The organism is Flavobacteriales bacterium (genome assembly GCA_019694795.1).
In the GTDB taxonomy this organism is placed as follows: domain Bacteria; phylum Bacteroidota; class Bacteroidia; order Flavobacteriales_D; family UBA2798; genus UBA2798.
The window spans coordinates 1-26,113 of record JAIBBF010000019.1 but is presented as its reverse complement, the minus strand read 5'-3'; the positions used below and the strand labels follow the sequence as shown (position 1 = coordinate 26,113).

Below are 26,113 nucleotides of genomic sequence, written 5' to 3'. Positions count from 1 at the left end.
TTATGAAGAAGTCGATATTAATTTTTGGATTCAGCTGCTTTGCGCTATTGGGCAAAACACAGGATTTTCATTTATCCATGTATGATGCAGGACCACTCTTTTTAAACCCGGCCATGACCGGCGTGTTTGAAGGAGACTGGCGATTGCATGCGCAACAACGCACACAATGGAGAACGGTTAATTTTAAACCTTACAACACCTCGTTGCTAAGTTTCGATATGCCTACCGGCAAATGGGGATTTGGAGCACAGATCATAAATATGCGTGCAGGTTTAGGAAATTACAATGCCTTACAAGGAACAGTTTCTGCAGCCTATACCGTTCCGCTCGATCGCAAAAAAACGCATAATTTCTCCATGGGATTGCAAGCCGGAGTAACGCAAAAATCGGTAGAGTACCAATTGCTCACTTACGATAATCAGTATGTAACTACCAATGGAGGCGGATTTGATAATTCACTTCCGAGCGGAGAAAATTTCCAATCCAATTCTGTTTTGGTTCCGCAACTTAATGCCGGATTATTGTATTATCACTCCAAACAACAAAGTCGCTTAAATCCATTTTTAGGAGTATCTGCATTTAATCTCTTAACACCCAAAGAATCATTTTTTAGTGGTCCCAATAAATTACCCATGCGTTTTTATGCGCACACCGGGGTTCGGATTAACATTACGGAATTCATTTATGTATTACCGAAAGTGTTATACATGATGCAATCATCTGCCAGCGAAATTACCGCTGCTTGCGATGCCGGATTTTTCATGAAGCAAAGTGAGGTAATGGTACTTGGTGGCGTTGTGTACAGAAACAAAGATGCTGCCATCCTATCACTCGGTGCACGTAAAGGAAATTTCACCGGTAAGCTGGCATACGATATTAATATTTCTACACTGCAACCATCTTCCAACGGAAAAGGTGCCTTTGAAGTATCGCTGACCTACATCGGTAAAAAACCAAAAAGTAAAACACAAAAGATTTGTCCTCGTATCTGATCATCTCCATGAAACGAATTATAACCGTATTACTACTTCTGATTTCGTGCTCCACATTTGCACAATCTAAAAAACTCTGGTTGCATTATGCCGATCAGTACTACAAGGCGAAGGATTATTCCTCTGCATTGAATTACTATTTAAAAACGCTCGATGATACCTCAGTAATGAACCTGCAGATTCGTCCCTACGAACCTGAAATCTCCAATCAGAAACTGGGACAATTAAAAAACAAACAAGGTTCTGAAGTCCCGATGCGCAGTTATGTGTTGCATCGCATTGCCATGTGTCAGAAATACATTTTCGATTACAGTGCTGCTATTCCTTCGTTTAAAAATAGTTTAACCACCGGACATTTTCCGGAGGACGAATATTTTCTGGGTTACTCCTATATGCAAATCAAGGAGTACGACACTGCAGTAATTCATTTCGAAAAATATTTACAAAACGATAAACGAACCGATTCACTGGCGAAATGTGCAGACCGCGACATGATTGGTTGTTATTATGCCAAAGACGTAAACAATGTAAAAAGCGAAGTAATCATTACTATGCTCGATACTTCGAGCGTAAATAAAGGAACATCGAATTTTGCTGCGATTTATTGGGATGGTTATGAAAAAATAATTTTTACCAGTGCGCGTACAGGCGGTGTATTACTTGATCCGGAAAAACAACAATCGGAATATCTCTGCGATTTGTATTGGGCAGAAAAAAATGAAGCAGGATGGTCGACCCCTCGTAATTTTGGACGACCTGTAAATACCGGTTTACATGATGGAGCCGGAAGTATGTCCATTGACGGATTTATGTATTTCACCCGTTGGTCGGATTTAAACCGCAATGATGTAAACATCTACGAAGCACGTATGATGAACAACATGTTCTTTGAAGCGTATAAACTCGATTCAAGTGTAAATGTTCCTGGATACCAAAGTAAAAATCCATTTATATCCATGGATGGAAAACAACTATTCTATTCCAGTAATCGTCCGGGCGGATCGGGTGGTTTTGATATTTGGGTTTGCGACATCGATGAAAATGGTCATCCCGTTAATCCACGCAATTTGGGTCCTACCATCAATTCCGAATACGACGAAGTAACTCCTTTTTTACATCACGTTTCTTCTACCCTGTTCTTTAGTTCCAATGGACATAATTCAACCGGTGGTTTAGATATTTTCAAAAGCTATTACAATCCGGATGACTCCACCTATGCCACACCTGGAAACATCGGATTACCGTTTAACTCGCCGCAGGACGATGCTTATTTTACGGCAGATCGTTTTTTAAAACACGGGTACTTCTCGAGCGACAGAGAACCTTGCGATGGTGGTCATTGCTACGACATTTATGAATTCACCAATTCGCCGATTGCGTTTAAACTCACCGGTTTTGTTTACAATGCAGAAACCGATGATATTATTCCAAATGCACTCTTAACCTTTAACGATGTAAACGGTCAGGATGAACCTATTTTCCTAACCACCGATGAAAACGGTTTTTACTCGCAGGATTTAAAACAGGAGCAGGAATTATTTATTAAAGCCAAGAAAACAAAATTCTTTGCTGATGCTGCCACAGTTACTACTTTCGGATTAACAGAAAGCAAAACACTGGAGCAGGATTTCTTTTTACGTCCGATCCCTGCCGGTGAAATTGAAATTCCCGGTATTGAGTACGACTTTAACAAAGCAACGCTTCGTCCGAAATCCAAAGAAATTCTGGATCAGCTTTACGATTTCTTAATGCTGAACAATGACCTGGTAGTAGAAATAAAATCGCACACCGATTGCCGCGGGTCGGATGCCTACAACATGAAACTTTCTCAAGAACGTGCTCAGTCGTGCGTAGACTATCTGATTTCGAAAGGTATTGCGCGCGAGCGTTTAATTCCTCAAGGTTACGGCGAAACCGAGCCACTCTTTAAGTGCGATGATATTGAAGCCATTAAAAAATCGGATCCGGATAAGTACGAAGAACAACACCAACGCAACAGACGTACTGCTTTCCGCGTTTTAAAGCAATCCTAAACGATTTTTGGTCCAGCCCCCGGGTGAACGACCGATTTTCTAACTTTGCTTTATGAAAGGCTTTAAAAACATCATTTCGCTTACAGGTATTCTTGCAGTTCTTGTAGCATGCAACGGAGATGACAAACCCAGGCATCAGGGAAATGATCCCATCATTGCCAATAGTTCACGCTCTTATATTGCATCACCAAATGGTGGGAGTCAGGTAAGTGTTGGTACTAAAGTTAAACTCGAACTTAGCCTTAGAAATCCTGCAACGGAAACGGACAGTGTTTACTTTTTCGTAGATCAGCATTTGGTTTATTCAACAGCAGGAAAAAATAACGCTTACTCCTTTGAACTTTCTACCGACAGTTTATCACTCGGAAAAAAATCGATGAAGACGGTGTTAGTTTCTTCTAAAGGAGAACGGGAAGAACAGGTTTCGCATTTTTATTTGATTTCAGATATTGAACCGGCACAATACACCTATCAGGTGATCAATACCTATCCGCACGATCCGGAAGCTTATACACAGGGTTTGATTATCGACAATGGAACGATGTATGAAGGAACGGGTCTGGAAGGAAAATCGGAGTTGCGTATTGTGGACCGTTACACCGGAAAAATTCAGAAACAATTAAAACTCGACAATCAGTATTTTGGAGAAGGGATTACCATTTTAGGAGATAAGCTTTATCAATTGACCTACCGCAGTAAAAAAGGATTTGTGTACAATAAAAAGACCTTTGAAAAAACCGGTGAGTTCAATTACGATACGGAAGGTTGGGGATTAACCACCGATGGCAAAAGCATTATCTACTCCGATGGAAGCAACAAACTTTATTTTCTGAATCCGGAGTCGCTCGAAAAAACAAAAACGATTGAAGTTTACAACAATAAGGGTCCACAAAACCTCATTAACGAATTAGAATACATCAATGGCGAAATCTGGGCGAATATTTACCAAACCAACACAGTAGTTCGCATTGATCCTTCCAACGGAAAAATTACCGGGGAAATTTCGTTTACAGATATTTTAAAAGCAGAGGATATGCATCCGAGAATTGATGTCCTTAATGGAATTGCCTTTGATCCTTCCAATGGAAAAATTTATGTCACCGGAAAAAACTATCCTAAACTGTGGGAAGTGAAAATTGTGAAAACAGAAATTTAATCACAAAAAAAATCAGGATTCCGTTTCACCAAAGTGAAGGAGATCCTGATTAAATTTCAATCCGTTTAAACGATCAGGGCTTATACCAATCCTTTTTAGCCAGCACACAATTGCAGTCGGGCGAACCGGTAGCCGGAGCGAAGGATTGAATGATGGGTTTTCCCCATTTTCCATCTGCAGAAAATTCCTGACGAATAGTAAACTTCATCAATTTGCATTCGCCTTTATCGTTTTGCTTGGCCACTAAAAAATCGATATCGCGGTAAATTACTTTACCGTCCTTTTGCTTTTCCTCAAAATTAGAAGTGGCAACCTGACGTAAATATTTTCCTTTAAACAAGGGCGAGTTACTGGTAGCGAACTTTTTATAAATAACACGAGCCACCTCAACATTAAATGCTGAATCGGCATATACCGACTCCGGCATACAATTTTGTTCCTGTGCGAATCCCACCAAAGCAGGAATGGCCATACAAAGAGAGAGAATGAATTTTTTCATATTAGTTCAGGCTGGATATTTTTTCTTCTAACACTTTAATTTTTGCCTCGGCGTCTGCCATTTTTCGCTTTTCAAGTTCAACCACATCAGCTGGAGCACCTGCAACAAATCGTTCGTTGCTTAATTTTTTGGTTACACTATTCAAAAATCCTTTGGTGTATTCCAATTCTTTGCGAAGTGATTCAATTTCAACTTTTACGTCGATGCTTTCATTAAACGGAATAAAATATTCGTTCGATTTTACCACAAAGGTATAGGCATTTGAAATTTTCTCACTGCCATATTCCAATGAAGAAATATTACAAAGCTTACAAATGATTTCATCAAATGAACGGTCAATATCTTTTTCCCTGCTCAACACCGAAAGCTGCAATTTTACTTTTGGAGCAATGCTTTTTTCGTTACGGATGGTTCGAATACCTGAAATAACTTTTTCCGCAAAATCGAAACGGCGAATCACCTCGTCATTTACTTTTCCGGTGGACGGCCATTTTGCAATAATCAAACAATCGTCTTCAGAACGCTCGCGGATTAAGTGCCAGATCTCTTCCGAAATAAATGGCATAAACGGATGCATAACACGCAGTAATTGTTCGAAGAAGGAAATAGTAGCTTCATACGTTTTCTGATCAATCGGAGCTTCAAATCCGGGTTTAATCATCTCGAGGTACCAGCTGCAGAAATCGTCCCACACCAATTTATACATGCTCATCAGTGCATCCGAAATTCTGAATTTTTCGAAATGATCATTGATCTCTGCCAGCGATTGCTCAAAGCGTGAAGCAAACCATTCGATGGAAACTGCATTCCCTTGCGGTTGCTCCTGATCACTCACTTTCCAGCTCGAAACCAAACGGAAAGCATTCCAAACTTTGTTACTGAAATTTCTTCCTTGCTCGCAGAGTCCACTGTCGAATAACAAATCGTTTCCTGCGGGCGATGACAATAACATTCCAACACGTACACCGTCGGCTCCGAATTTTTGAATTAACTCAATCGGATCGGGTGAGTTACCCAGCGATTTCGACATCTTCCTTCCGAGTTTATCGCGAACAATTCCGGTATAATACACATTGCGGAATGGAAACTGATCCATGTATTCATATCCTGCAATAATCATTCGTGCTACCCAGAAGAACATGATCTCAGGAGCAGTTACTAAATCGGCTGTCGGATAATAATATTTCAATTCATCATTCGCTTTACCGCTGGTATATATATCGGTGTCGAAAACAGAAATGGGCCACAACCACGAAGAAAACCAGGTATCGAGTACATCTTCATCCTGACGAAGCTGTTCTTCGGTTAATGCGGAGTTACCCGATTTTTTAATGGCCAACTGAAGCGCTTCTGCCGGTGATTTTGCAACAACAAAATCATTTGCTCCATTACCAAAGTAATAAGCCGGAATGCGATGTCCCCACCACAACTGACGCGAAATACACCAGTCCTTGATGTTTTCCATCCAGTGGCGATAGGTGTTTTTAAATTTGTTCGGATAAAAACGAATGGTATCGTTCATTACCGTTTCCAACGCAGGTTCCGAAAGTTCTTTCATACTTACAAACCACTGCAGCGATAATTTTGGTTCAATTACGGCATCGGTACGTTCAGAAAATCCAACTTTATTAATATGATCTTCAACCTTCACCAGGTAACCTAATTCTTCAAGTTGTTTTTCAATTTCTTTACGAACCTTAAAACGATCCATACCGGCAAAATGTGCGGCATGTTCATTTAATGTACCGTTATCATTCATGATATCGATGATTTCCAGGTTATGTTTTCTGGAGAGTTCGTAGTCATTAATATCATGCGCCGGCGTTACCTTTAAGCAACCCGTTCCAAATTCTTTGTCGATATACGTATCTGCAATAATGGGAACCAATCGGTTTACAATCGGAATAATTACTTTTTTCCCAATGAGCGATTTATAACGATCATCTTCCGGGTGAACGCAAACTGCGGTATCGGCCATAATGGTTTCCGGACGTGTAGTTGCTATAACTACCCACTCATCATCGGTACCATCTACTTTATAGCGTACATAAAACAATTTCGAATTCACTTCTTTGTGAATTACTTCTTCATCCGAAACGGCGGTTAATGCTTCCGGATCCCAATTGATCATCCGAACGCCGCGGTAAATTTTTCCTTTATTATATAAATCAATAAAAACATCAATTACACTATTGTAATAATGTTCATCCATCGTAAAACGGGTGCGGTCCCAATCGCAGGAGGCGCCCAGTTTTTTTAATTGCTCTAAAATAATTCCACCATGCTTTTCGGTCCAATCCCATGCATGTTGTAAAAACTCTTCGCGGGTAAGGTCCGATTTTTTAATTCCCTCTTTACGCAGTTTATTCACCACTTTTGCCTCTGTAGCAATCGAAGCATGGTCGGTACCCGGAACCCAGCAGGCATTCTTTCCCAGCATACGGGCGCGACGAATCAGTACGTCCTGAATGGTATTATTCAGCATATGTCCCATGTGCAACACGCCGGTTACGTTTGGAGGAGGTATCACCACGGTGTAGGACTCCCTTTTATCGGGGACCGAGCGAAAATAGCCTTTGTCCATCCAATGCTTGTACCATTTACCTTCAACCGCTTCGGGCTCGAACTTTTTAGGGATTTCCATAAACTGTAATAATTCAAATTTCCTGCAAATTTAGGATTTAGTTTCAGCTAAGCACAATTGCTAATGACTTGTTAATTCCGGTTAGCGTTCCGTTAATTTCCTAAAATCCTCTGCGGGGCTTTGTTTCTTTGAAAAAAACGAAAGCCATGAAAACGAAAAAAAGATCCATTTTAGCCTCTCTCCTCCTCTGTGCAGTGTTCTTTCCATTGAATGAAAGCGAAGCACAGGCTGTTTCTGAACCTAACATTGTATTTGAAGAAACCGAATACGATTTTGAACACAAAAAGCAAAATTCGGTGGTTGAGCATGTATTTGTATTTAAAAACACCGGCACCGCTCCGCTGGTGATAAGCGACGTGGAACGCAGCTGTGGTTGTACCACTCCCGAATGGAGCAAAGACCCCATTCCTCCGGGCGGAAAAGGTGTTATTAAAGTGCATTACGATTCCAAACGTGTGGGCGTGTTCACCAAATCAATCACCGTAAAATCCAATGATCCTGATGAACCGGCTAAGCTGATACGGATAAAGGGACAAATTGACGCAGAAGAAGGCGGGGGTGCACCGGTGAAAAGTCAGGGCAGTGTACCGGGCGGACAATAACCCATTCATTCTCAACAATTAGAAATTGGCACATCATTTGCAATTGTTATCACGGTTATCGAAAAAGGGTCCTGTTAAAGTTTTGTTAAAGCAGGCAACCTTCTGTAGAAAAGCCGTTATTTTTGAGAAACCCTAAACGTTGAATAAATAAAAACCATAACAATGAAAAAGTTAGCTCTTTCTTTCGGTGTACTTTTCCTTTCTGTATTTGCAATCAACACAGAATCGAAAGCACAAACAGCACAAGGTCCTGCCATTTCTTTCGATAAAGAAGTGCATGATTACGGAACCGTAAAACAAAACGGAAACGGTGAGTGCGAATTCAAATTCACCAACACCGGAAATGCTCCATTGATCATTTCAGATGCAAAAGGTTCTTGCGGATGTACAGTTCCTGAATGGCCAAAAGATCCAATTAAACCAGGTGCTTCTGCAGTAATTAAAGTAAAATACGACACTAAGCGTGTTGGTCCGATCAACAAATCAGTAACAGTTACTTCGAATGCCGTAAACGAAGGTGTTAAAACACTTCGCATTAAAGGTACAGTTGAAGCTGTTGAAGGTGGCGGTGCTCCTGTTAAAACTGAAGGTGGCGGTGCTCCCGTTGAAAAATAAATGAGTATGAGGTTCATCCTCTTTCTAATACTACTGATAAACTCCGCTCTTGCCACTGCGCAGGTAGCGGAGTTTTCATTTAAGGACGCTAACATAAAGCTTCCTAAAACACCCGAGGGTGAACTCTTGCGGTTTGAGTTTCCGTTTACCAATAAGGGAACTGCTCCATTAATCATCAGTGAAATAAAAGTGCAATGCAGCTGCACAAAATTCGTATATCCCAAGGAACCTGTTCCTCCGGGAGGAAGTGGTGTAATTAAGGTGAGTTTCGATACCAAGGGCAAAATCGGATATCAGGACCGGATTCTTCAGATTTATGCCAATACCAAAAAGAATCCTACCGAAGTGCGATTCAGGGTAATGGTCGATAATAAGCACCCTATTAAATAATCCATCCTTTCTTTTTTGGCAGCCTGCCGATTCTTTGCGAAATTTGCATTCGTAAAAATTCTATTTATGCCAAGCATTTCCGAAAAAGGGCACATGATGCCTCCTTCTCCTATTCGTAAACTGGTTCCTTATGCCGAGGAAGCCAAACGTAAAGGAAGAACAGTTTATCACCTCAACATTGGTCAACCCGATATTGAAACGCCTGAAATTGTTCGCGAAGGCATGAAAAAGATTGACCTGAAAGTGATTGAATATTCACACAGTGCAGGTAATGAAAGCTACCGTAAAGGTTTGGCTAAATACTACGAGAAATACGGAATTCATATCGACCATAACGATATTATTGTCACCACCGGTGGATCAGAAGCTTTGGTTTTTGGATTCATGACTTGCCTTAATGCAGGTGATGAAGTCATTATACCTGAACCCTTTTATGCTAACTACAATGGATTTGCCGTAATGGCCGGTGTAACCGTAAAACCGATTACAGCGCGAATTGAAAATGGATATGCATTGCCTGCCATTGAGGAATTTGAAAAATTAATTACTCCCAAAACAAAAGCAATTCTGATTTGCAATCCCGGAAATCCAACCGGATACCTCTACTCGAAAAAGGAATTGGAAGCACTTCGTGATATCGTTAAAAAACATGATTTGTTTTTATTTGCCGATGAAGTGTACCGCGAATTCTGTTATGATGGTGCATCTCCGTATTCAGCCATGAATCTGGAAGGAATTGAAAACAACGTGATTTTGGTCGACTCCGTATCCAAACGCTACTCCATGTGCGGAGCACGTATCGGTGCATTGATTACCAAAAATAAAGAAGTGATTGCTGCTGCGTTAAAATTCGGCCAAGCACGTTTGAGTCCGCCTTCATTCGGACAAATTGCTTCTGAAATTGCGTTGGACACGCCACAAGAATATTTCGATAATGTGGTGAAAGAATATGTAGAGCGCAGAAATGTTTTGGTTGACGGATTAAACAAAATTGAAGGCGTTACCTGTCCCAAACCCGGTGGTGCATTTTATGCGATGGCGCAATTACCGATCGACAATGCCGATAAATTTTGCCAGTGGATGCTCGAAGAATTTGAATTTGAAAACCAAACCGTAATGATGGCACCTGCAACAGGATTTTACGCTACAAAAGGATTGGGTCAGAATGAAGTTCGCTTAGCCTACGTACTGAATAAAGAAGCATTAAAAAAATCGGTAGAAATTCTGGAACATGCATTAAAAGTGTATCCCGGAAGAACCATTCCTGCTACAAAACAAGCAGCTGCTTTATAAGAAAATTGATTAAATAAAAAGGGGATCCGCGGATCCCCTTTTTTGTTTTAAGCTGTATTAACGGACAAGTACTTTTTCCGTTTTCACAAAATCTCCACAGCTAACCGACATTAAATACATTCCCGCAACCACAGGATAAGGTAAGGTGATGGTTCCGGTTGGACTAACTTCTCCAATAGAATGAATTAATTTTCCGTTCATATCCATCATTTCCACACGTGCATTTACACTCCCGCCCAATGCGAGGTTAACACGAATATTATCCGGTGTTTGCAATACCGAAACATTTCCTGAACCATTGGATTTACTCAAATCAGGAACACATTCAGAACCTTCACTGGAGAGCACCAAAATAAAACGATCCGGATCGTCGCTGATGGAAGCATCGAAATTGTATTCTTCATCCGACAACAAATCGAAATACCTCGCCATTTTTTTGTCGTACACCCGCGCACAGCTATATCCTCCTGCTAACAAATAATCGAGATTTTCCGGTTTCATGGTATAGGTTCCGGAGACACCAACTTTGCAATAAACGGGAATCTGTATAAAGGAAGAGGAAGGCAAATAATTATCACGTAAAAAATAATTTTCACTTACCGAAAATAAAGCAGGCGCTTCAGGATGCGGCAGTTTTAAAAATGTAATATCATGCTCATCTTTTCCATTTTCTGCCTGATCATTAAAAATGAAACGTGTGCCGGAACTAAATAATTTTCCTGCATCATTTTGCTTAATACGTAAAACAAATGCAACATCCGAATTCCGATAGGAACTGTTGACGGAAGTAGTTTTGTGATTTTCCGTAAATGAAAATGCAGCAGAAGTTCCTGTGGTTTGAATCCAGAATCCCTGATGAGGAGCCAACTCAATGCCTGAACCGGAAGTAAAGGTTGCAAAATCACCTATCGTTTCATCATAAATCATAATGGTAGATGCCACCTGTGTGGAACTGGATAATAAATTATCCCAGGAAACAAATGATGCATAAGGATTACCAATCAGATTCCATCCGTCGTTTACGTGTGTAATTTGTGATGACACATTGATTGTTCCCTGATTCGGAATTCCTTTTGTATCGATGGTGGTGGCATTGAATGACGTATAATTTCCATAACTATCGAGCCATAACTCATACCCCTTTCCGGGAGTAATTGCAGTAGCAGCACTGGTCACCGGAACATAATCCCACAAACTTTCGCTGTACGACCATGCGGATGGATATACATTGGGTGGATTATAACCGTAAATCATCAGCATATCGGCCGACCAATCTGCAAAGGTTGCGTTGCTCACGGGTGATGACATATCTGAATACCCCGCAGCACGTGCCGAAATAAAACGCTGAACGGTGAATGTCCCGCTTAATGTCCCACTTGTCCGTGGTGCAATTCGGGCTGTTTGTGCAGCGTCGGAATAAAGGATAAATGCAGCCGCTCCAGCAGCATTTAAATTACCTGCCACAGGGAAAATAGCATCACGTACTCCAAAAGTGGAGGTTTGCGCACTAACTCCGGCTGTATTATTTATTTCCAAATCGTAAAAATCGGTAGTGGAACTTCCATTCATGATTTGAGCTACCGTACCCGAGAAAATAACTTTCCCTGATTGCGCAACAAAAGAACCATTGTTGGTCCAATTTCGTTTTGTGGTAATCAATTTATTCGCCGCTGAAACATCCAGTGAAGAATTAATGGTCAAATTTCCGTTGGTTGTAATATCAGTATTTAAAAGCACTCCGCCGGTACCACCTGCTACAAGGTGATTAAATGTTTCTCCGTTGGGATCATTAATGCTTTGTTGTGTACTTCCATTAAACGTAACGGTTGATGTCCCCGGAACAAAAACATCGTTGTCGGTCCAGTTTCCTCCTAAGGTTACATTCAGGTTATTGGTATTAAATGTCCCTGCAGTAATGGTGACATTCTTAACGACTGTAAGCGGATTTGTATTTAACAATGCCGTTGCCGTTGAACGATTTACCAATAGATTTCCTACAGGAACAGAAGTATTAATATTAATGATGGAATTTGCCGTTGTACTTGCGTTTCCAATTTGAAGTGTTCCATCCGTAACATTCGAAAATGAAACATTATTCACCGTAAATCCTAAATTCTGAGCACCGGTTCCTCCTTTATTGCGAATGACTATTGTACCTCCGCTCATATTAAAAACTGCACCGGGTGATGTAATCTGGAAAGGAGATTGTCCGTTAATTGCAGTGGACACAGAAGGAACAATCATGGTACCTCCGCTAATCTGAAATTTAGAAATGGTATTTTGATTCACATTGGTATATCGGCCACCAACATTTAAAGTCCCGCCTTCAATAAATAAATCACCACCATTCGAATTTAAATCCGCTTCCGCAACTGTACCCGCATTAAATGTTCCCTGGGTAATGCGCAATACACCTCTTAAATCTACATCTTGTGTTATTTGCATGGTAGCATTTGCACCATCCATCCACAAACCTGTATTAAAGGGGATGCTGTAAGTGGTGGTAGATACATTCATGGTTAAAGCATCATTCCCCGAATAATGAAAGGTACCTGAATTCAGCGTTAAAAAGTTATTGGGTAGATTCAAATTAGAAACGGAAACATCCAAACGATCATCGCTTGAAGATCCGATATTAAGTGTAATTAAATTTAAGCGGGTTAATGCTGCACTTCCGGTGAAGGATTGTGATGAATTACGGTTGAATTCTATATTGGCAAAACTGTTATTGTCCGGTTTAAAATCCATTGTTCCATTGTTGAGGATTTTACCGAAACAATAGAGCATGTTGGTTTGGTTGTTGGAATTGGTAGGCACAGAAAAACTTGCGCCTGTATTTATTGAAATGTTTCCGTTCACTTTCAGATAAACAGGATTTCCATTTACTCCCATTCTTAACGTACCACTGGTTCCTTCTCCTATTTGCAAATTATTACATACTGCAGGTGAAGCCGCATTGGTCACGTTTACAGTAACCGTATGTCCGTTGCGAATAACCACATTATCTCCGGCAGTGGGAACCGAATTGGAGGTCCATGTTCCCGGAGTATTCCAGTTTCCATTGGTCACATTCGAATAAACAACCGTTGCAGCAGAGGTCGATTGTGTTCCTGTAGAGGCATTACTTAATGCTCCTTCGGTAACGGCGAAAACACGCCATTGATAAGTTGTTCCCGGCCATAATCCTGTTGCTGCATAGGTAGTAGCATTGGCAGCTGTTTGACCGGCGAAATAATAATTGATTCCATCGTAAGAATAATAAACGGCATAACCCACTTCATTGGTGGCCCAGTTTGTCCAGTTAACATTCATCGATGTTTGCGTTACCGAAGAAAAGGTTAATCCACTTACCGGATTTGCAGGTACCGGTGGTACGAAGCTAAGTTTTGAATTAGCTGCGGGCATCACCGATAAATTATTTTGAACCGTATTCGAAAAAGTAGCCGTATTGGCTGTTTGTTGTGTTTTTAATTGCGCTGCCGTTGGTGTGTTGCTTACGTTAGGTGCATTAATTCCACAGGTATAGGAAAAGGTATGTGTACCTGAGTTCATGGTAGAATACAAATATTCTATCACCCCGGTGCCTTCGTATAATTTAACCTGGAAGTTAAGACTTGGAGTTACGTTGGTATAAATGGCCATGTTGATCCACTCCACTGTAAAAACCCTGCTTCCTGCACTTCCTGTTAAGGAATAACGGATACTGTTCCCCAATGGATCTGTACCTCCCTGAGCCATTAAATCATCGTAAAAAGGAGCGAGGGCGGGACGTGTGGCATTGGCTGCAGCGGCTTGTGTAAAGGCGGCATTGGCATATCCGAATGCATCAGCTATGGGACCACCATCGTCGGTAGAAGATGAAAAATCAATAAAGCCATTGGTAGAAACAGAAAGCTGGGTGTAACGCGTACCATCGTACCAAAAATCGAAACCGATTGGAATAAAATAACTGCGGTTATCGTCCTGCGTAAATGAAGTGGTATTACGCCAACTGGGAATGGCGCTTCCACTGGTGGAAATGGAGGAATAGGTTATACCCGTTGTTCTGCTTACCGCATAATTGGCTACACTTTGTGCATTGGAAGAAGTGATCCAAAACAAACAGAGTATAACCAGAATAAATCGCTCTCTTCTAGGCATAAGTACTGGTGGCAAATAGTGGTTACCAGTAAAAATACCTAAGAGTAAACCCGTATCAAAAGAAAAATAGACGAATTATCGGAATCCAATGACTAAAACGATAATTGAGCACCTTTCTTCAATTGTACAAATCCTGAAAGCAAATTGGCAGGAATCCAAGAATATCGCGAGCCAAAACAGATTCGGGTCCACGCTCATTCAAGGCCATATCGCCTGATTTACCGTGAATATAAACGGCCATTACAGCAGCGGTAGCCGGTTCATAGCCTCTGCTTAACAAACCCAGAATAATTCCTGTTAACACATCTCCCGATCCACCTTTGGCCATAGATGGATTTCCGGTTGAATTAAAAAATACATCTCCATTGGGAAATGCCACAAGTGTGTGAGCGCCTTTTAGAATGATGATGATTCCTTTTTTTATAGCCTCTTCTTTCGCAGTTAAATAACGATCCCAACTGCTACTGTGTTTACCAAACAGACGATCGAATTCGCCGGGGTGTGGACTAAGAATGGTGTTCTGCGGAAGAAATGCAAGCCAGGTTTTATTTTCTGCAAGAAGATTCAGTGCATCTGCATCAATCACCATTGGAACATTGCATTGCTGAATTAATACTTTAAGCGCATTGGCTGTTTGTTTATCCCTTCCAATTCCGGGTCCCACCCCAATGGCATCAAACCGACTTAAATCAGGAATCTCCGTAATAAAATCTTCATTTTCGTCTGCGTTAACCATGGCTTCCGGTAAATAGCTATGCAACATTTGCGCACCGTGTGATGGCAAATGGGTAGTTAACAATCCTGCTCCCGATAATAAAACGGCAGAGGAAGACAATGCCGCCGCGCCAAACATTCCTTTTGATCCTGCCAATAAAAGAGCGTGACCATAATCTCCTTTATGCGAAAATTTGGAACGTAGTTTTAAATGATTCACGATTAATTCATGCGTAGAAAAAATCCGTTCTTTTTTTAAAACGGAATTTTCTTTCAAACCAATATCAATTACTTTCCAGTGACCGACATAATTCGAATTTTCGGGAAATAAAAAGGAGAGTTTCGGACAGTGAAACGTAAATGTTTTCCAGGCACGGATAATTCCATCTGCCGGATTTTGAGAATTATCTTCACAAAACAATCCGCTGGGAATATCGATGCTGTAAATTTTCACCAACGATTGGTTTAAGGATTGAATGATATTTTTTGCGAGTCCTTCTGTTTTGCGGTTAAGTCCATACCCAAACAAGGCATCCACTAAAAATTGAAACCCACTCCAATCAGGAATATCTTTTTCCGAATGAATAAATTGTATCGGAACATTTTTTTCTTTGCATCGCTCCAGATTCAATAAATGATCGGCGCTGGGATTTTCTTTTTCTTTTAGAATAAAAACCTCAACTGAAAATCCCTGAATGTGTAAGTGACGAGCAAGCACCAGTCCGTCTCCCCCATTGTTTCCGGGTCCGCATACAATTCCAATTCGTATTTCTTCATTTCCATATTGCAATGCACGTAACAATGAAGCATCATTTAAAAACTCATCCATAAAGCGAATCCCCGCTCGTTCCATGAGTTCGGAAGATGAAATTCCTTCTGAAGCAATCGTTAATTCGTCCGATTTTTTTAAAGAAGCAGGATCAAGAATGCGCATGACTAGTAAGTTGATGGATGAGGGACTGAATTTGGGGAATAACCGCATGGAAACCATCATTTACAATGACAAAATCTGCGTATTTTTCCTTCTCTTCTTCCGGCATCTGATTTTTAATTCGTTGCAAAACCAATTCCGGGGTGGATTTATCACGCTGAATCACTCGATCAATGCGTGTTTGTTCCGGACACTTCACCAAAATTAAATGGTCTAAATTTCGATAAGCCCCGCTTTCAATCATGATGGCTGCCTCTCTGAAAATCAAATCCGTTTTTTGGTTTTTCCGCCATTGTTCAAAATCCTCGGCTACCAGCGGGTGAATCACTTCGTTTAAGGCTTTTAGCTTTTCGGGATCCTTAAATACAATTGCTGCAATTTTTTTTCGATCTGCTTTTCCATCCGCATACACCGAATCACCAAGTATTTTTTTTACCGCTTCAATTGCATTCCTATGATGATCCAAAATGGTTCTTCCGGATAAATCCGCATCAAAAACCGGATAGCCAAATTCCTGTATAACAGAAGAAACAAGCGACTTCCCGGAACCTATATTTCCTGTTATGCCAACCAATATCTGTTTCATTCAACCATTGCTAAAATTTCACAATTCCTTTACGCATTGTTAAACCTTTTGATTCTTCGCTTGTTCATCTGATATAGCTCAATTTATGAGTTAAATTTGTCTTCACCAAAAGGCAACCTTTTCACAAGATTTCAGTCATAAAGAAAAGTATTTTTTACCATGAAGAATTTTTTCCGCAAGTTTCTTTACCTACCTGCAGTTTGGGCCACTGCTTTATTCGTAGCTCAAACCGCCAGCGCATCTCACGTTCCGGGTGGTAATATAACTTACGAATGTGTTGGACCCAACCAATATGCGATTACGCTGACCCTTTTCGAGGACTGCGGAACTGCATTTGAATCGAACGGTAACCAAACGATTACGATTACTAATGATTGCGGTATTACAGGGTTAACCTCCCTTACCCTAACCAATACCATTTTCCAGCAGGAAGTATCTCAGCTTTGTCCGGCACAGATTGGTCAGTCCGAATGTAACGGTGGTACACTTCCGGGTGTTTGGATGCATCAGTGGACAGGTATCGTTACTTTACCTGACACCTGTGATTCTTGGACCTTTGCCTATTCATCCTGCTGCAGAAACACCAGTATTAACTCCCCGAATCAGGATAGTTATTATTGGGAATCTACCTTAAATAATGCGGATGCCCCATGCAATACCTCTGCGCAGATTACATCACAACCCATTCCCTACGTATGTGCTAATCAGCCTGTAAACTTCAACATGTCGGCATTGGATCCCGATGGAAATACCCTGGTGTTTTCTTTAATACCGGCCATGACTTCGGCAACGGGAACCATTACTTATAACCCACCATATACAGGGGCGGTACCAATTACTGGTATCACTATTAATTCTGCTACGGGACAAATTAACTTTACGCCAACAGTGCTTGGGAATTTTATTGTAGCCGTTTTAATTGAAGAATATGATGCGAACGGGAATCTTGTTGGAAGTGTTGTTCAAGATTTTCAGTTTGAAGTAATTACCTGTACCAATCAGGTACCTAGTCAGCCTGCAGGTGGTATTACCAATTATACCGGCGGCGGAGTTCAAACCAGTGCCAACAGTATTCAGGTTTGCGAAGGCGACAGTTTTTGTTTCGACCTAACCTTTTCCGATTCAGATCCATCGAATGTTTTAACAGTTACTTCCAATATTGCTACCAGTTTTCCGGGTGCTACCATTACTATTACAGGTACAAATCCTGTAACTGCTCATGTTTGTCACACCGTGGCCAGTGGAGCACCTCCAGTATCCATTATTTCATTCGATGTAGAAGATGACGCCTGTCCGATTCCTGGAATTAACTCTTACCCGATTACGATAAGCGTTATCAACTCCACCTATGCGGGAATGGATGAAATTATTTGTTTGAATCAGGGCGTACAATTACAAGCGAATGGCGGATCTAACTTTGTTTGGACTGTTATTTCCGGTACACCAATAAATCCCGGAAACTTTTCCTGTACAAACTGCCCGGATCCAATTGCAAATCCTCCAGCTACGACCACATATATGGTTACCAGTAACCTTACCGGTGGTTGTGATAATATCGATACCGTAACTGTAACGGTAGTTCCTGATTTTACCTACACCATTACACAGTCTTCAACTCAATCCTGTTTAATGGATCCGATTTCGGTGAACGTAACAACCAATCCAACCGGAGCATTTAACTTCGTTTGGAGTCCGGGTACCTATTTAAATACCACTACCGGTCCGAATATTACCATTACAGCTACTGCGCCTGGAACATACGGTTACAATTTATCGATTACGAGTCCGGATGGTTGTGTAAAAACCGATCATGTCAATTTAACCGTTGCTGCCGCTTATGCTCCTACTCCAACGGCAACCACCATGTTCGATACCTTACAATGTGGTGGTGGAACCACTGTATTAAGTGTTGACTTAGGAGGTGGGGTTCCTGCTACTTGCGGATTAAGTACTTCCGGTGGATGTTCAGGAAATCTAAGCAATATTAGTCCGGGAACACAAACCGGTGCCAATACTACCACAAGTTATCCTGCAATTTGGGGTAACTGGTATAAATCCGGACACACACAAATGCTCTTTACCGCCGCCGAATTAAATGCAATGGGCTTTATCGGTGGAAAAATTATTGAAATGGATGTACCGGTTACCGCCATTAACGGAACCGCATTGTATAAAGGTGTAACCATTCAGATGGGATGTACCAACATTACACAATTCGGATCAGGTTGGGAAACCGGACTCACCACGGTGTTTGGACCTCAAAACGTTCCGATTGCTGTTGGATCAAACATCATGGCCTTTACCACTCCTTACGAATGGGATGGCGTTTCTAATTTGATCGTAGATATCTGTAGCGACAACACCTCTGATCCTTCCTACACGCAAAACAGTATTACTCCACAAACTACAACAGCCGGATTACAATGTCAGTATTTGTATCAGGATTTTGCAAATGCTTGCGGAACTACTTACGCACCTTCATGGGGATCACCTTCAACCACCCGACCAAAAGTTGCATTTACAACTTGTCCGTCAGTTCCGGATACCACACAATATTCCTATTCATGGACTCCAAGCGCATCTGTTGCTCAACCCAACAATTTAACCACCAATGCAAGTCCGAATATTACCACGAACTATACAGTTACCGTTACCAATAACAATGGTGGTTGTACAGGAACATCTTCAGTGATGGTGGTAGTAGATTGCCTATGCTTCCCTCCAGATCCAATTATTACCAATGTAAGTTGTAATGGTGCATCAGATGGAGCAGTTACAGCCAACATGGTAGGAACAACTGGTCCGTGGACGGTGAATTGGTACAACTCAGGCGGAACATTAATTCAAACTACAAATGGAGTTACTGTTTCTGATGCAATGACCGGACTTGCTGCAGGTACTTATACCATTGAAATTATTGATACAGCTCTTTGTCAGCGCGACACCGTAATTACCATTACTCAACCTCCGGTAATGAGTGTTAATGCAGGACAAGATCAGATTATTTGTTTATCCAATAGCGCTACCATGACTGCTGTTGCTGCCGGTGGTAATGGAGCACCGTATACCTATTCATGGTCGAATGGCGGAACTGGTGCCAGTATCACTGATTCTCCATTGGTACAAACATGCTATGATGTAACTGCTACCGATGCGATGGGTTGTGTATCACCGAGTGATCAGGTATGTATTTTTGTAAATCCTCCAATCATAGGAACGGTTTCACAAAACGATACAATTTGTCCGGGAGAAACTGCAAACATCACAGCTTCTGCCATCGGAGGTAATGGTGGTCCATATAACTATGCATGGTCACTCAATGGTGTTGCAGCAGGCAATGGAACAAACATCAATGTTACACCAACAGTGAGTCCAAGTACTTACATGGTTATCATCACCGACAACTGCGGAACGCCTGCCGATACACAATATGTTTCCGTTTATCATTATGCAGTACCACAACCGAATTTCACTGCCGATTTATTAGGATCATGTGCACCGTTGGTGACGAATTTCACGAATACTACCAATCCTGCATTAGTTGGTTCAGTGGTTTGGGATTTTGGAGATGGAACTACATCCACGCAAAGTCCAACCGTACAACACACCTTCTCTACGCCTAATTGTTACGACATTACTTTAACAGTGGAATCGATTAACGGATGTGTTGGCGACACGACTTTTAGCAATTACGTTTGTGCATGGCCTTATCCTGTTGCAGACTTTATTTTCGGTCCGCAACCAACCAATCTGTTCAACACACTCATTACATTTAATGACATGTCGAGCAGTGATGCGATTACCTGGAATTATGACATTGCCGGATTATCTTCCTCTACCGATCCTAATCCGCAATTTGAATTCCCGAATGATAATCCAAACAACTACGATGTAACATTAATTGTAACCAACAACTATGGTTGCGCAGATACAACGATTAACACCGTAGTGATACAAGGTATTTATACGATTTATGCTCCGAATTCCTTCACACCAAATGGTGATGGAAGAAATGATATCTTCTATGTATTGGGAGAAGGATTTGATCCGGATGCATTTGATTTCTACATCTTCGATCGTTGGGGAGAATTAATTTTCCACTCCGAATCGATGGCGAATGGATGGGATGGAATGTATAAAAACGTTAAAGCGAAAAACGATGTGTATGTCTGGAAAATCAAATCGAAAGACATATGGACCGGCAAGAAATATGAAACGTACGGACATGTAACCTTGATCCGATAAAACAAAAAAGCCTCTGAAAATTCAGAGGCTTTTTTTATTTCGAATAATTAAGATCGGTGAGCGTCCTTCAATAAATCATTTACCGTTTTTACCGGATTAAATGTACTCACCGGAATTTCTATGAAAACAGTAAGCCAGTTAGCCATGGAACCATTCCAAAGTCCGGGGTGTTCCAATGCCTTTATTTTTTTCCCTTCCACCGATTTTTCTACGATTAATGCGGTGTCGTGATCAGTGAATTGCTTTAAATCGAACAGCGACCCTTGAAAATCTTTCAGTGAGCAAACTAAATCAACCGGATTAAAATGTGTAGCACTTTTTAAAATGGCTTGTTGATCTTCATTGGAAGAAACCTGCGCAGCTTCCACAATTTGCAAATTCACTCCGCTTTTATCTGTAACCCAAAACGGACCTCCTCCCGGTTCTCCTTCATTTTTAACCATACCGCAAACACGAATTGGCCGGTTTAAACGATGGAACCATTCATCATCGTTATGCTGAAGTGATAATCCAAATGCATGAAATCCGGAATACTGTTTTAAAAATTTTTCCTTTTGTTCCTGCGATATGGAATTTTTGGAATGGAATGAATTCAATAAGGCAAAGACATCTTGTTGTAATGTCAGTAAATAACCGCCCAATACTTTTTTATAAAAAACATTTTCTCCATTTTTTGAAGGAGGTAAAATATTATCGATGTTTCTCAAATAAACAAGATCCGCGTCAAGCGATTGCAAATTAGAAAGCAAAGCGCCATGTCCACCCGGACGAAAAACAATCTCTCCTTCATTATTCCGGATTAATTCATTTTTATCGTCAATGGCAATGGTATCAGTGGAAGAATGTTGAATGGAAACCTCGATATGCGATTCTATCCCGTAATTGTTTTTGATTTCAATTTCCGTTTTAGACATCAATGCTTTTCCCTCTTCGAGATGCTCGGGAGATAAGGTGAAATGAATGGCAATTTTTCCGTTTGTAGAGCGACTGTAATTCATCGCTTCCAGAATATGGGATTCGATAGGTGTTAAACTGCGATCACCTTCCTGATGAAACGGAATTAATCCCTTTGGCATGGATCCGAGATTCAATCCCTCTTTTCCAATCACCATTTCGATCACTTTCGTTTGTTCCAGTCCTTCCCATTTTTTTTCTTTTAACAAGGAAAAGAAAGCAAATTCGGAAAGTGAATGAAGAAACTTTTCTACTGAAGGTGTTGACTGTCCCTCCGCCACAAATGCATATAAATCTTTAAACATCCGTGTTGCCGCACCGGAAGCAGGAACAAATTTTAAGACATCATAATTTTTTGCTTCCTGATCAAAATAATGCGCAAAATGATTTCTCTCTTCTTCATTTAACGCAAGAATTCCATCGTTGATTTTGGCAGGGTGATGAAGATTAGAAAAGGGTAAACCTTTGCATAAAATGGTGTATTGTCTTTGCACCTCTTCGGGTGAAAGTCCATGAAATTTAATCCGTTGTATGTCCCTATCGCTTAAATTCATCAGGTAAATATAATTGAAATCAGCCTATCCCTTTCATTAAAATGATTCAGGTCACTCTCCGCATGATGATTTAATACTATTTTAATCTAAAAATCAGCTTATGAAAACAAATCCTTTTGTTTGGTTTCTTATTCTTCTTTCGAGTGGAATTGCCATTTATGCGGTAGTACGCCTGATTCAGGTAAATGCCCGGATGGTGGATATGCAGAAAAAGATTCTGGAAATGGAAACGGGTTTAAAATCTTCTTCCAGACCTGATTTAATGGAAAAAAACAATCAGGAAAATGAAGGGGAAAAAATAGAAATCGTACATAACATGGTACGACTCCAGCAATACCATTATAAACTTCATGCGGCGGGAAAATATGATAATCGTCCGCTGATGGAATTTTACCTGCACGAAATGGAAGAGGAAATGTTGGCCATTAAAGATGCGAAAGTATATGAAGACAGCATCAGTATTTCGGATATGATGAAAAATTACGGCCTGAGTGCATTGAGTAAATTCCAGACCGAATTAAAACTAAAGGATTTTGATTTTAATTCATCGTTCCGGGTTCTCACAGAGTCCTGCAATAATTGTCACAAAACCATGGGACACGAATACATCCTTATTACCGTACCCGAAAAAACTGATTTTTATAATCAGAGTTTTAAAAAAACGGGAAATGAATAATCACTTCCCGTTTTAATATTTTTTATTCTTCTGCGGCTCCCTGCAAATAATACGCACCTTTGGTCACCAATTCAACATCCGGTGTAAATCCTTCAATGGATATGATTTCTGCCTGGGTGTTATCTTTATATCCGATTTCTGCTTTTGATTTAACGAAACCTTTATCGGTTTTTACAAATACAAACCAGTTTTCACCTTCTTTGATCAATCCCTGCAGTGAAATGGAATTCACTTCTCTTGAACCGGTTAAAATTTGTCCGTTAATAAATGTCCCCGCAGTATATTTCGATTCATCCTCAAAATGGGCATGCACCATTACGGTATTGTTTTCCGGATTAATGGCTTTACCTACCAGATACACTTTTGCGCGGTGAATGGAATCGGATCCCGGTAATGTAAACTGAATTAATTGTCCCTCCTGCACCATGGCAACATCTTTGGCATAAACATGAATTTCGAGATGCAGGTGATCGGTATTAATGACCTCCGCAATTAAATCTTCGGGATTCACCAGTTTACCGATGTTGACATTCAATTTAGAAACAAAACCATTAAAAGGTGATACAATGGCAATATTGCGCTGAATTACACCGCTGGAAATAATTTTATCTACGGAAAATCCAGACAGAAGCAATTCTGATTTTAATCCTTCGAAACGCGCTTGCTCCGATTTCAATTCGCTTTCTGCCATTTCAAATTCACGCTTAGAAACCGCATCGCCGGATAATAACTCCTTTTTTCGCTCAAATTCTTTTTCCAAAAAACCTAATCGCGCATTGCTTTCCAGTAAATCACGCTGCATACGTGCAAACTCCGGATGATCGATGCTTGCAATAACATCGCCTTTGTGCAAATGATCGCCCTGAATTGCATTGATGCTACGGATAAATCCTTTAACAGGGGTGTGAATACTCGCAACATTTTGGGGCGGTACTTCCACAGAACCTGTGCAATTGATAAAGCCCGACATTTCCTTTTTTTGCAAATGACCGGTTTCAATTCCGTTCTTTTTCATTTGCTCATCGCTCAATGTAAAAACAGTGGCGGTTGGAGCGCTTTCGGAATTGTTTTCAGTTTCAGATTTTGTTCCACATGATGCGATGGCGATGGGAAACAAAACATATAAAATATATTTTTTCATGGCGTTAATTGCTAGAAGTTAAAAAATCAATTTGATGAATCACTTGTTCGAATTCACGCTGCATTTCCATGCGTGCAATCCGGGCATTGAGATAAGTGTCCATAATTTGTGCGAAGGATAAAAAATCGCTTTGGCCGGATACATATTGCAACAGACTTTTTTGTTTTAATCCTTCCAGGTTTTGAATATAATCCGAGCCTTGTCCGTTTAGCGTTCCGGTTAACACATCATAACGTTTAAACAAAGCCTCGAGTTGAAAAGATAATTCCTGCTGACGTATTTCGATTTCATTCATGATGATCTCTTCTTTAATTTTAGCCTGGTTCACCGAGGATTTAGTGGACCATGCCCATAAAGGAATAGAAATACCGGCACGGAATCCCCAATAACCGGTTACCTTTTCGAGCGACTGATTAAAATATCCAACCATGTATTCGGGAGCATAAAAACTGCGTGCGTAAGAAGTTTCTATTTTACTTAATTCGGCAGTTGCATTCATGGTGTTCATTAAAACAGGAGATACATTTCCTTTTTCTTTTAATGCAATAATCCATTGCAAGAGTTCAGGACTTCTGTTTTCAGTTTTCAGCCAGGCGGATAAACACAATTGCGACCATGCATCATTTAAGCGCGATAAAGCAGCCGCTTTTTCATTCTTCAACGTGGTGTAGCGGACAGAAAAGAAAGTCATTTCCAATCCATCCGACTCTCCACTTTTAACTCTCTTCTGCATACGTTCGTGAATGCCTTTATACATGGTTTCGAGTGAATCGAACAGTTGGGCTTCATAATATGAAAACTTCCAGTCGGTATAGGCTGCTGACGCTTTATACAATAATTCTCTTCGCAATAATTCTTCCTGCGATTTAGCCAACAGAATTTTTTGTCGTGTTACCGCATCTAGTTTAAACCATGAAACGAAATTCCCAAGGTTTTGATTGGCTTCTAAATAATAGTCGCGTTCGGAATAGTTAATCTGACCATGTTGCAATACGATATCTACAGGATTTAATTTATAAACTCCGGCCCGGGAAGCTTCTTCCAGTTTAATTCCCAGTTGTGCATTTTTTAATTGCGGATGATTTTGAATAACCGAATTGCGCACTTCATCGATGCTTAACATATCACCCTGTGCATTGGATGCAAATGGTAAAAGCAATAAAGCTAATACCCCAATTTGTGCTTTTTTAGGGTAGTTTTTTCGCTCAACCATATAATACAATACAGGTAAAACAATGAGGGTTAAAAATGTTGCTGTAATTAATCCGCCAATCACTACAGTGGCCAATGGTTTCTGCACTTCTGCTCCATTGGAATTTGAAATGGCCATAGGTAAAAAGCCCAACGAAGCCACAGCGGCGGTCATAATTACGGGACGCATCCGTGTATTTCCTCCGAAAAGAATTAAAGATTTAATATCCATTTCTCCTTCTTCTTTTAGTTGATTAAAAAACGAAATCAGTACAATTCCATTCAACACGGCAACACCGAACAAAGCGATAAATCCTACTCCCGCCGAAATACTAAATGGCATGTCTCGTAACCATAACGCAAACACACCGCCAATGGCAGAAAGTGGAACTGCAGAATAAATCAGGGTTGCGTATTTAAACGATCCGAATGCAAAATACAGCAGGATAAAAATCATAGCTAATGCTACGGGAACTGCAATCAGTAATCGTGCTTTTGCTTTTTCAAGATTTTCGAATTGTCCGCCAAACTTCAATGAATACCCCGAAGGCAATTTTACCTGTGCATGAATTTTCTCTTCTATTTCTTTCACCAACGATGCCACATCTCGATTTCGCACATTTACACCAATATTAATTCTCCGGCGCGCATCTTCTCTTGAAATGAGCATAGGTGATTCCGTTTCAATAAAGTCGACCAATTCATTGAGAGGAATTTGATTGCCATTATCGTCCGGAACAAATAATCCACCCAAATC

17 protein-coding genes are annotated in these 26,113 nt (G+C 40.7%); 9 read left to right on the top strand and 8 right to left on the bottom strand.

The window, feature by feature from the left end; translation table 11 throughout:
* The first annotated feature begins 2 nt into the window (after positions 1 to 2).
* From K1X56_07860 to K1X56_07850, 3 genes are read left to right on the top strand one after another with little or no spacing between them, the layout of a single operon-like run.
* A complete protein-coding gene (locus K1X56_07860; GenBank protein ID MBX7094618.1) occupies positions 3 to 992 on the top strand; it encodes a type IX secretion system membrane protein PorP/SprF in 990 nt (329 codons plus the stop codon).
* A gap of 8 nt (positions 993 to 1,000) precedes the next feature.
* Positions 1,001 to 3,025 (top strand): OmpA family protein, encoded by a 2,025-nt coding sequence (locus tag K1X56_07855; protein MBX7094617.1) that lies wholly within the window; start codon positions 1,001 to 1,003, stop codon positions 3,023 to 3,025.
* A gap of 52 nt (positions 3,026 to 3,077) precedes the next feature.
* Complete coding sequence (locus K1X56_07850) at positions 3,078 to 4,181, top strand: glutaminyl-peptide cyclotransferase (GenBank protein MBX7094616.1); 1,104 nt, start codon at positions 3,078 to 3,080, stop codon at positions 4,179 to 4,181.
* Positions 4,182 to 4,254: 73 nt separating this feature from the next.
* Here the strand turns inward: K1X56_07850 and K1X56_07845 are convergent, their stop codons facing one another.
* Entirely contained in the window at positions 4,255 to 4,680 is a 426-nt protein-coding gene (locus K1X56_07845) for a hypothetical protein (GenBank protein MBX7094615.1), read from the bottom strand.
* A gap of 1 nt (position 4,681) precedes the next feature.
* Entirely contained in the window at positions 4,682 to 7,324 is a 2,643-nt protein-coding gene (locus K1X56_07840; GenBank protein ID MBX7094614.1) for a valine--tRNA ligase, read from the bottom strand.
* A gap of 146 nt (positions 7,325 to 7,470) precedes the next feature.
* On the opposite strand from K1X56_07840, the gene K1X56_07835 reads away from it, so the two are divergent.
* The 4 genes from K1X56_07835 to K1X56_07820 all read left to right on the top strand — a co-directional run bounded on the left by K1X56_07835 (position 7,471) and on the right by K1X56_07820 (position 10,224).
* Positions 7,471 to 7,926 carry a DUF1573 domain-containing protein gene (locus tag K1X56_07835; GenBank protein ID MBX7094613.1) on the top strand — a complete coding sequence of 152 codons (456 nt, stop codon included), beginning with the start codon at positions 7,471 to 7,473 and terminating at the stop codon, positions 7,924 to 7,926.
* 162 nt (positions 7,927 to 8,088) lie between these two features.
* Positions 8,089 to 8,541: a DUF1573 domain-containing protein gene (locus K1X56_07830; protein ID MBX7094612.1), complete on the top strand. Its 453-nt coding sequence runs from the start codon at positions 8,089 to 8,091 to the stop codon at positions 8,539 to 8,541.
* A 6-nt stretch (positions 8,542 to 8,547) separates the two neighbouring features.
* The gene (locus K1X56_07825) at positions 8,548 to 8,931 is read left to right on the top strand and encodes a DUF1573 domain-containing protein (protein MBX7094611.1); all 384 of its coding nucleotides are present in this window, start codon (positions 8,548 to 8,550) and stop codon (positions 8,929 to 8,931) included.
* 66 nt (positions 8,932 to 8,997) lie between these two features.
* Positions 8,998 to 10,224, top strand: coding sequence for a pyridoxal phosphate-dependent aminotransferase (locus K1X56_07820; GenBank protein MBX7094610.1), 1,227 nt, complete (start codon positions 8,998 to 9,000; stop codon positions 10,222 to 10,224).
* A 57-nt stretch (positions 10,225 to 10,281) separates the two neighbouring features.
* Here the strand turns inward: K1X56_07820 and K1X56_07815 are convergent, their stop codons facing one another.
* From K1X56_07815 to coaE, 3 genes are all read right to left on the bottom strand, one after another.
* Entirely contained in the window at positions 10,282 to 14,364 is a 4,083-nt protein-coding gene (locus K1X56_07815; protein MBX7094609.1) for a T9SS type A sorting domain-containing protein, read from the bottom strand.
* 118 nt (positions 14,365 to 14,482) lie between these two features.
* On the bottom strand, positions 14,483 to 16,012 hold the full coding sequence (locus tag K1X56_07810; GenBank protein MBX7094608.1) for an NAD(P)H-hydrate dehydratase: 1,530 nt from the start codon (positions 16,010 to 16,012) through the stop codon (positions 14,483 to 14,485).
* The gene (coaE, locus tag K1X56_07805; GenBank protein ID MBX7094607.1) at positions 15,999 to 16,595 is read right to left on the bottom strand and encodes a dephospho-CoA kinase; all 597 of its coding nucleotides are present in this window, start codon (positions 16,593 to 16,595) and stop codon (positions 15,999 to 16,001) included. Before coaE ends, K1X56_07810 begins: the two co-directional genes overlap by 14 nt.
* Positions 16,596 to 16,754: 159 nt before the next feature.
* On the opposite strand from coaE, the gene K1X56_07800 reads away from it, so the two are divergent.
* On the top strand, positions 16,755 to 20,840 hold the full coding sequence (locus K1X56_07800; protein MBX7094606.1) for a gliding motility-associated C-terminal domain-containing protein: 4,086 nt from the start codon (positions 16,755 to 16,757) through the stop codon (positions 20,838 to 20,840).
* 47 nt (positions 20,841 to 20,887) lie between these two features.
* On the opposite strand, the gene K1X56_07795 is transcribed toward K1X56_07800, so the two are convergent.
* Entirely contained in the window at positions 20,888 to 22,348 is a 1,461-nt protein-coding gene (locus K1X56_07795) for a DUF4301 family protein (protein ID MBX7094605.1), read from the bottom strand.
* Between the two features lie 100 nt (positions 22,349 to 22,448).
* On the opposite strand from K1X56_07795, the gene K1X56_07790 reads away from it, so the two are divergent.
* Positions 22,449 to 23,024 (top strand): hypothetical protein, encoded by a 576-nt coding sequence (locus K1X56_07790; GenBank protein MBX7094604.1) that lies wholly within the window; start codon positions 22,449 to 22,451, stop codon positions 23,022 to 23,024.
* 22 nt (positions 23,025 to 23,046) lie between these two features.
* Here the strand turns inward: K1X56_07790 and K1X56_07785 are convergent, their stop codons facing one another.
* The gene (locus tag K1X56_07785) at positions 23,047 to 24,165 is read right to left on the bottom strand and encodes an efflux RND transporter periplasmic adaptor subunit (protein MBX7094603.1); all 1,119 of its coding nucleotides are present in this window, start codon (positions 24,163 to 24,165) and stop codon (positions 23,047 to 23,049) included.
* Between the two features lie 4 nt (positions 24,166 to 24,169).
* Positions 24,170 to 26,113 (bottom strand): efflux RND transporter permease subunit (locus tag K1X56_07780; GenBank protein MBX7094602.1); only part of this gene is annotated, 1,944 nt, incomplete at its 5' end.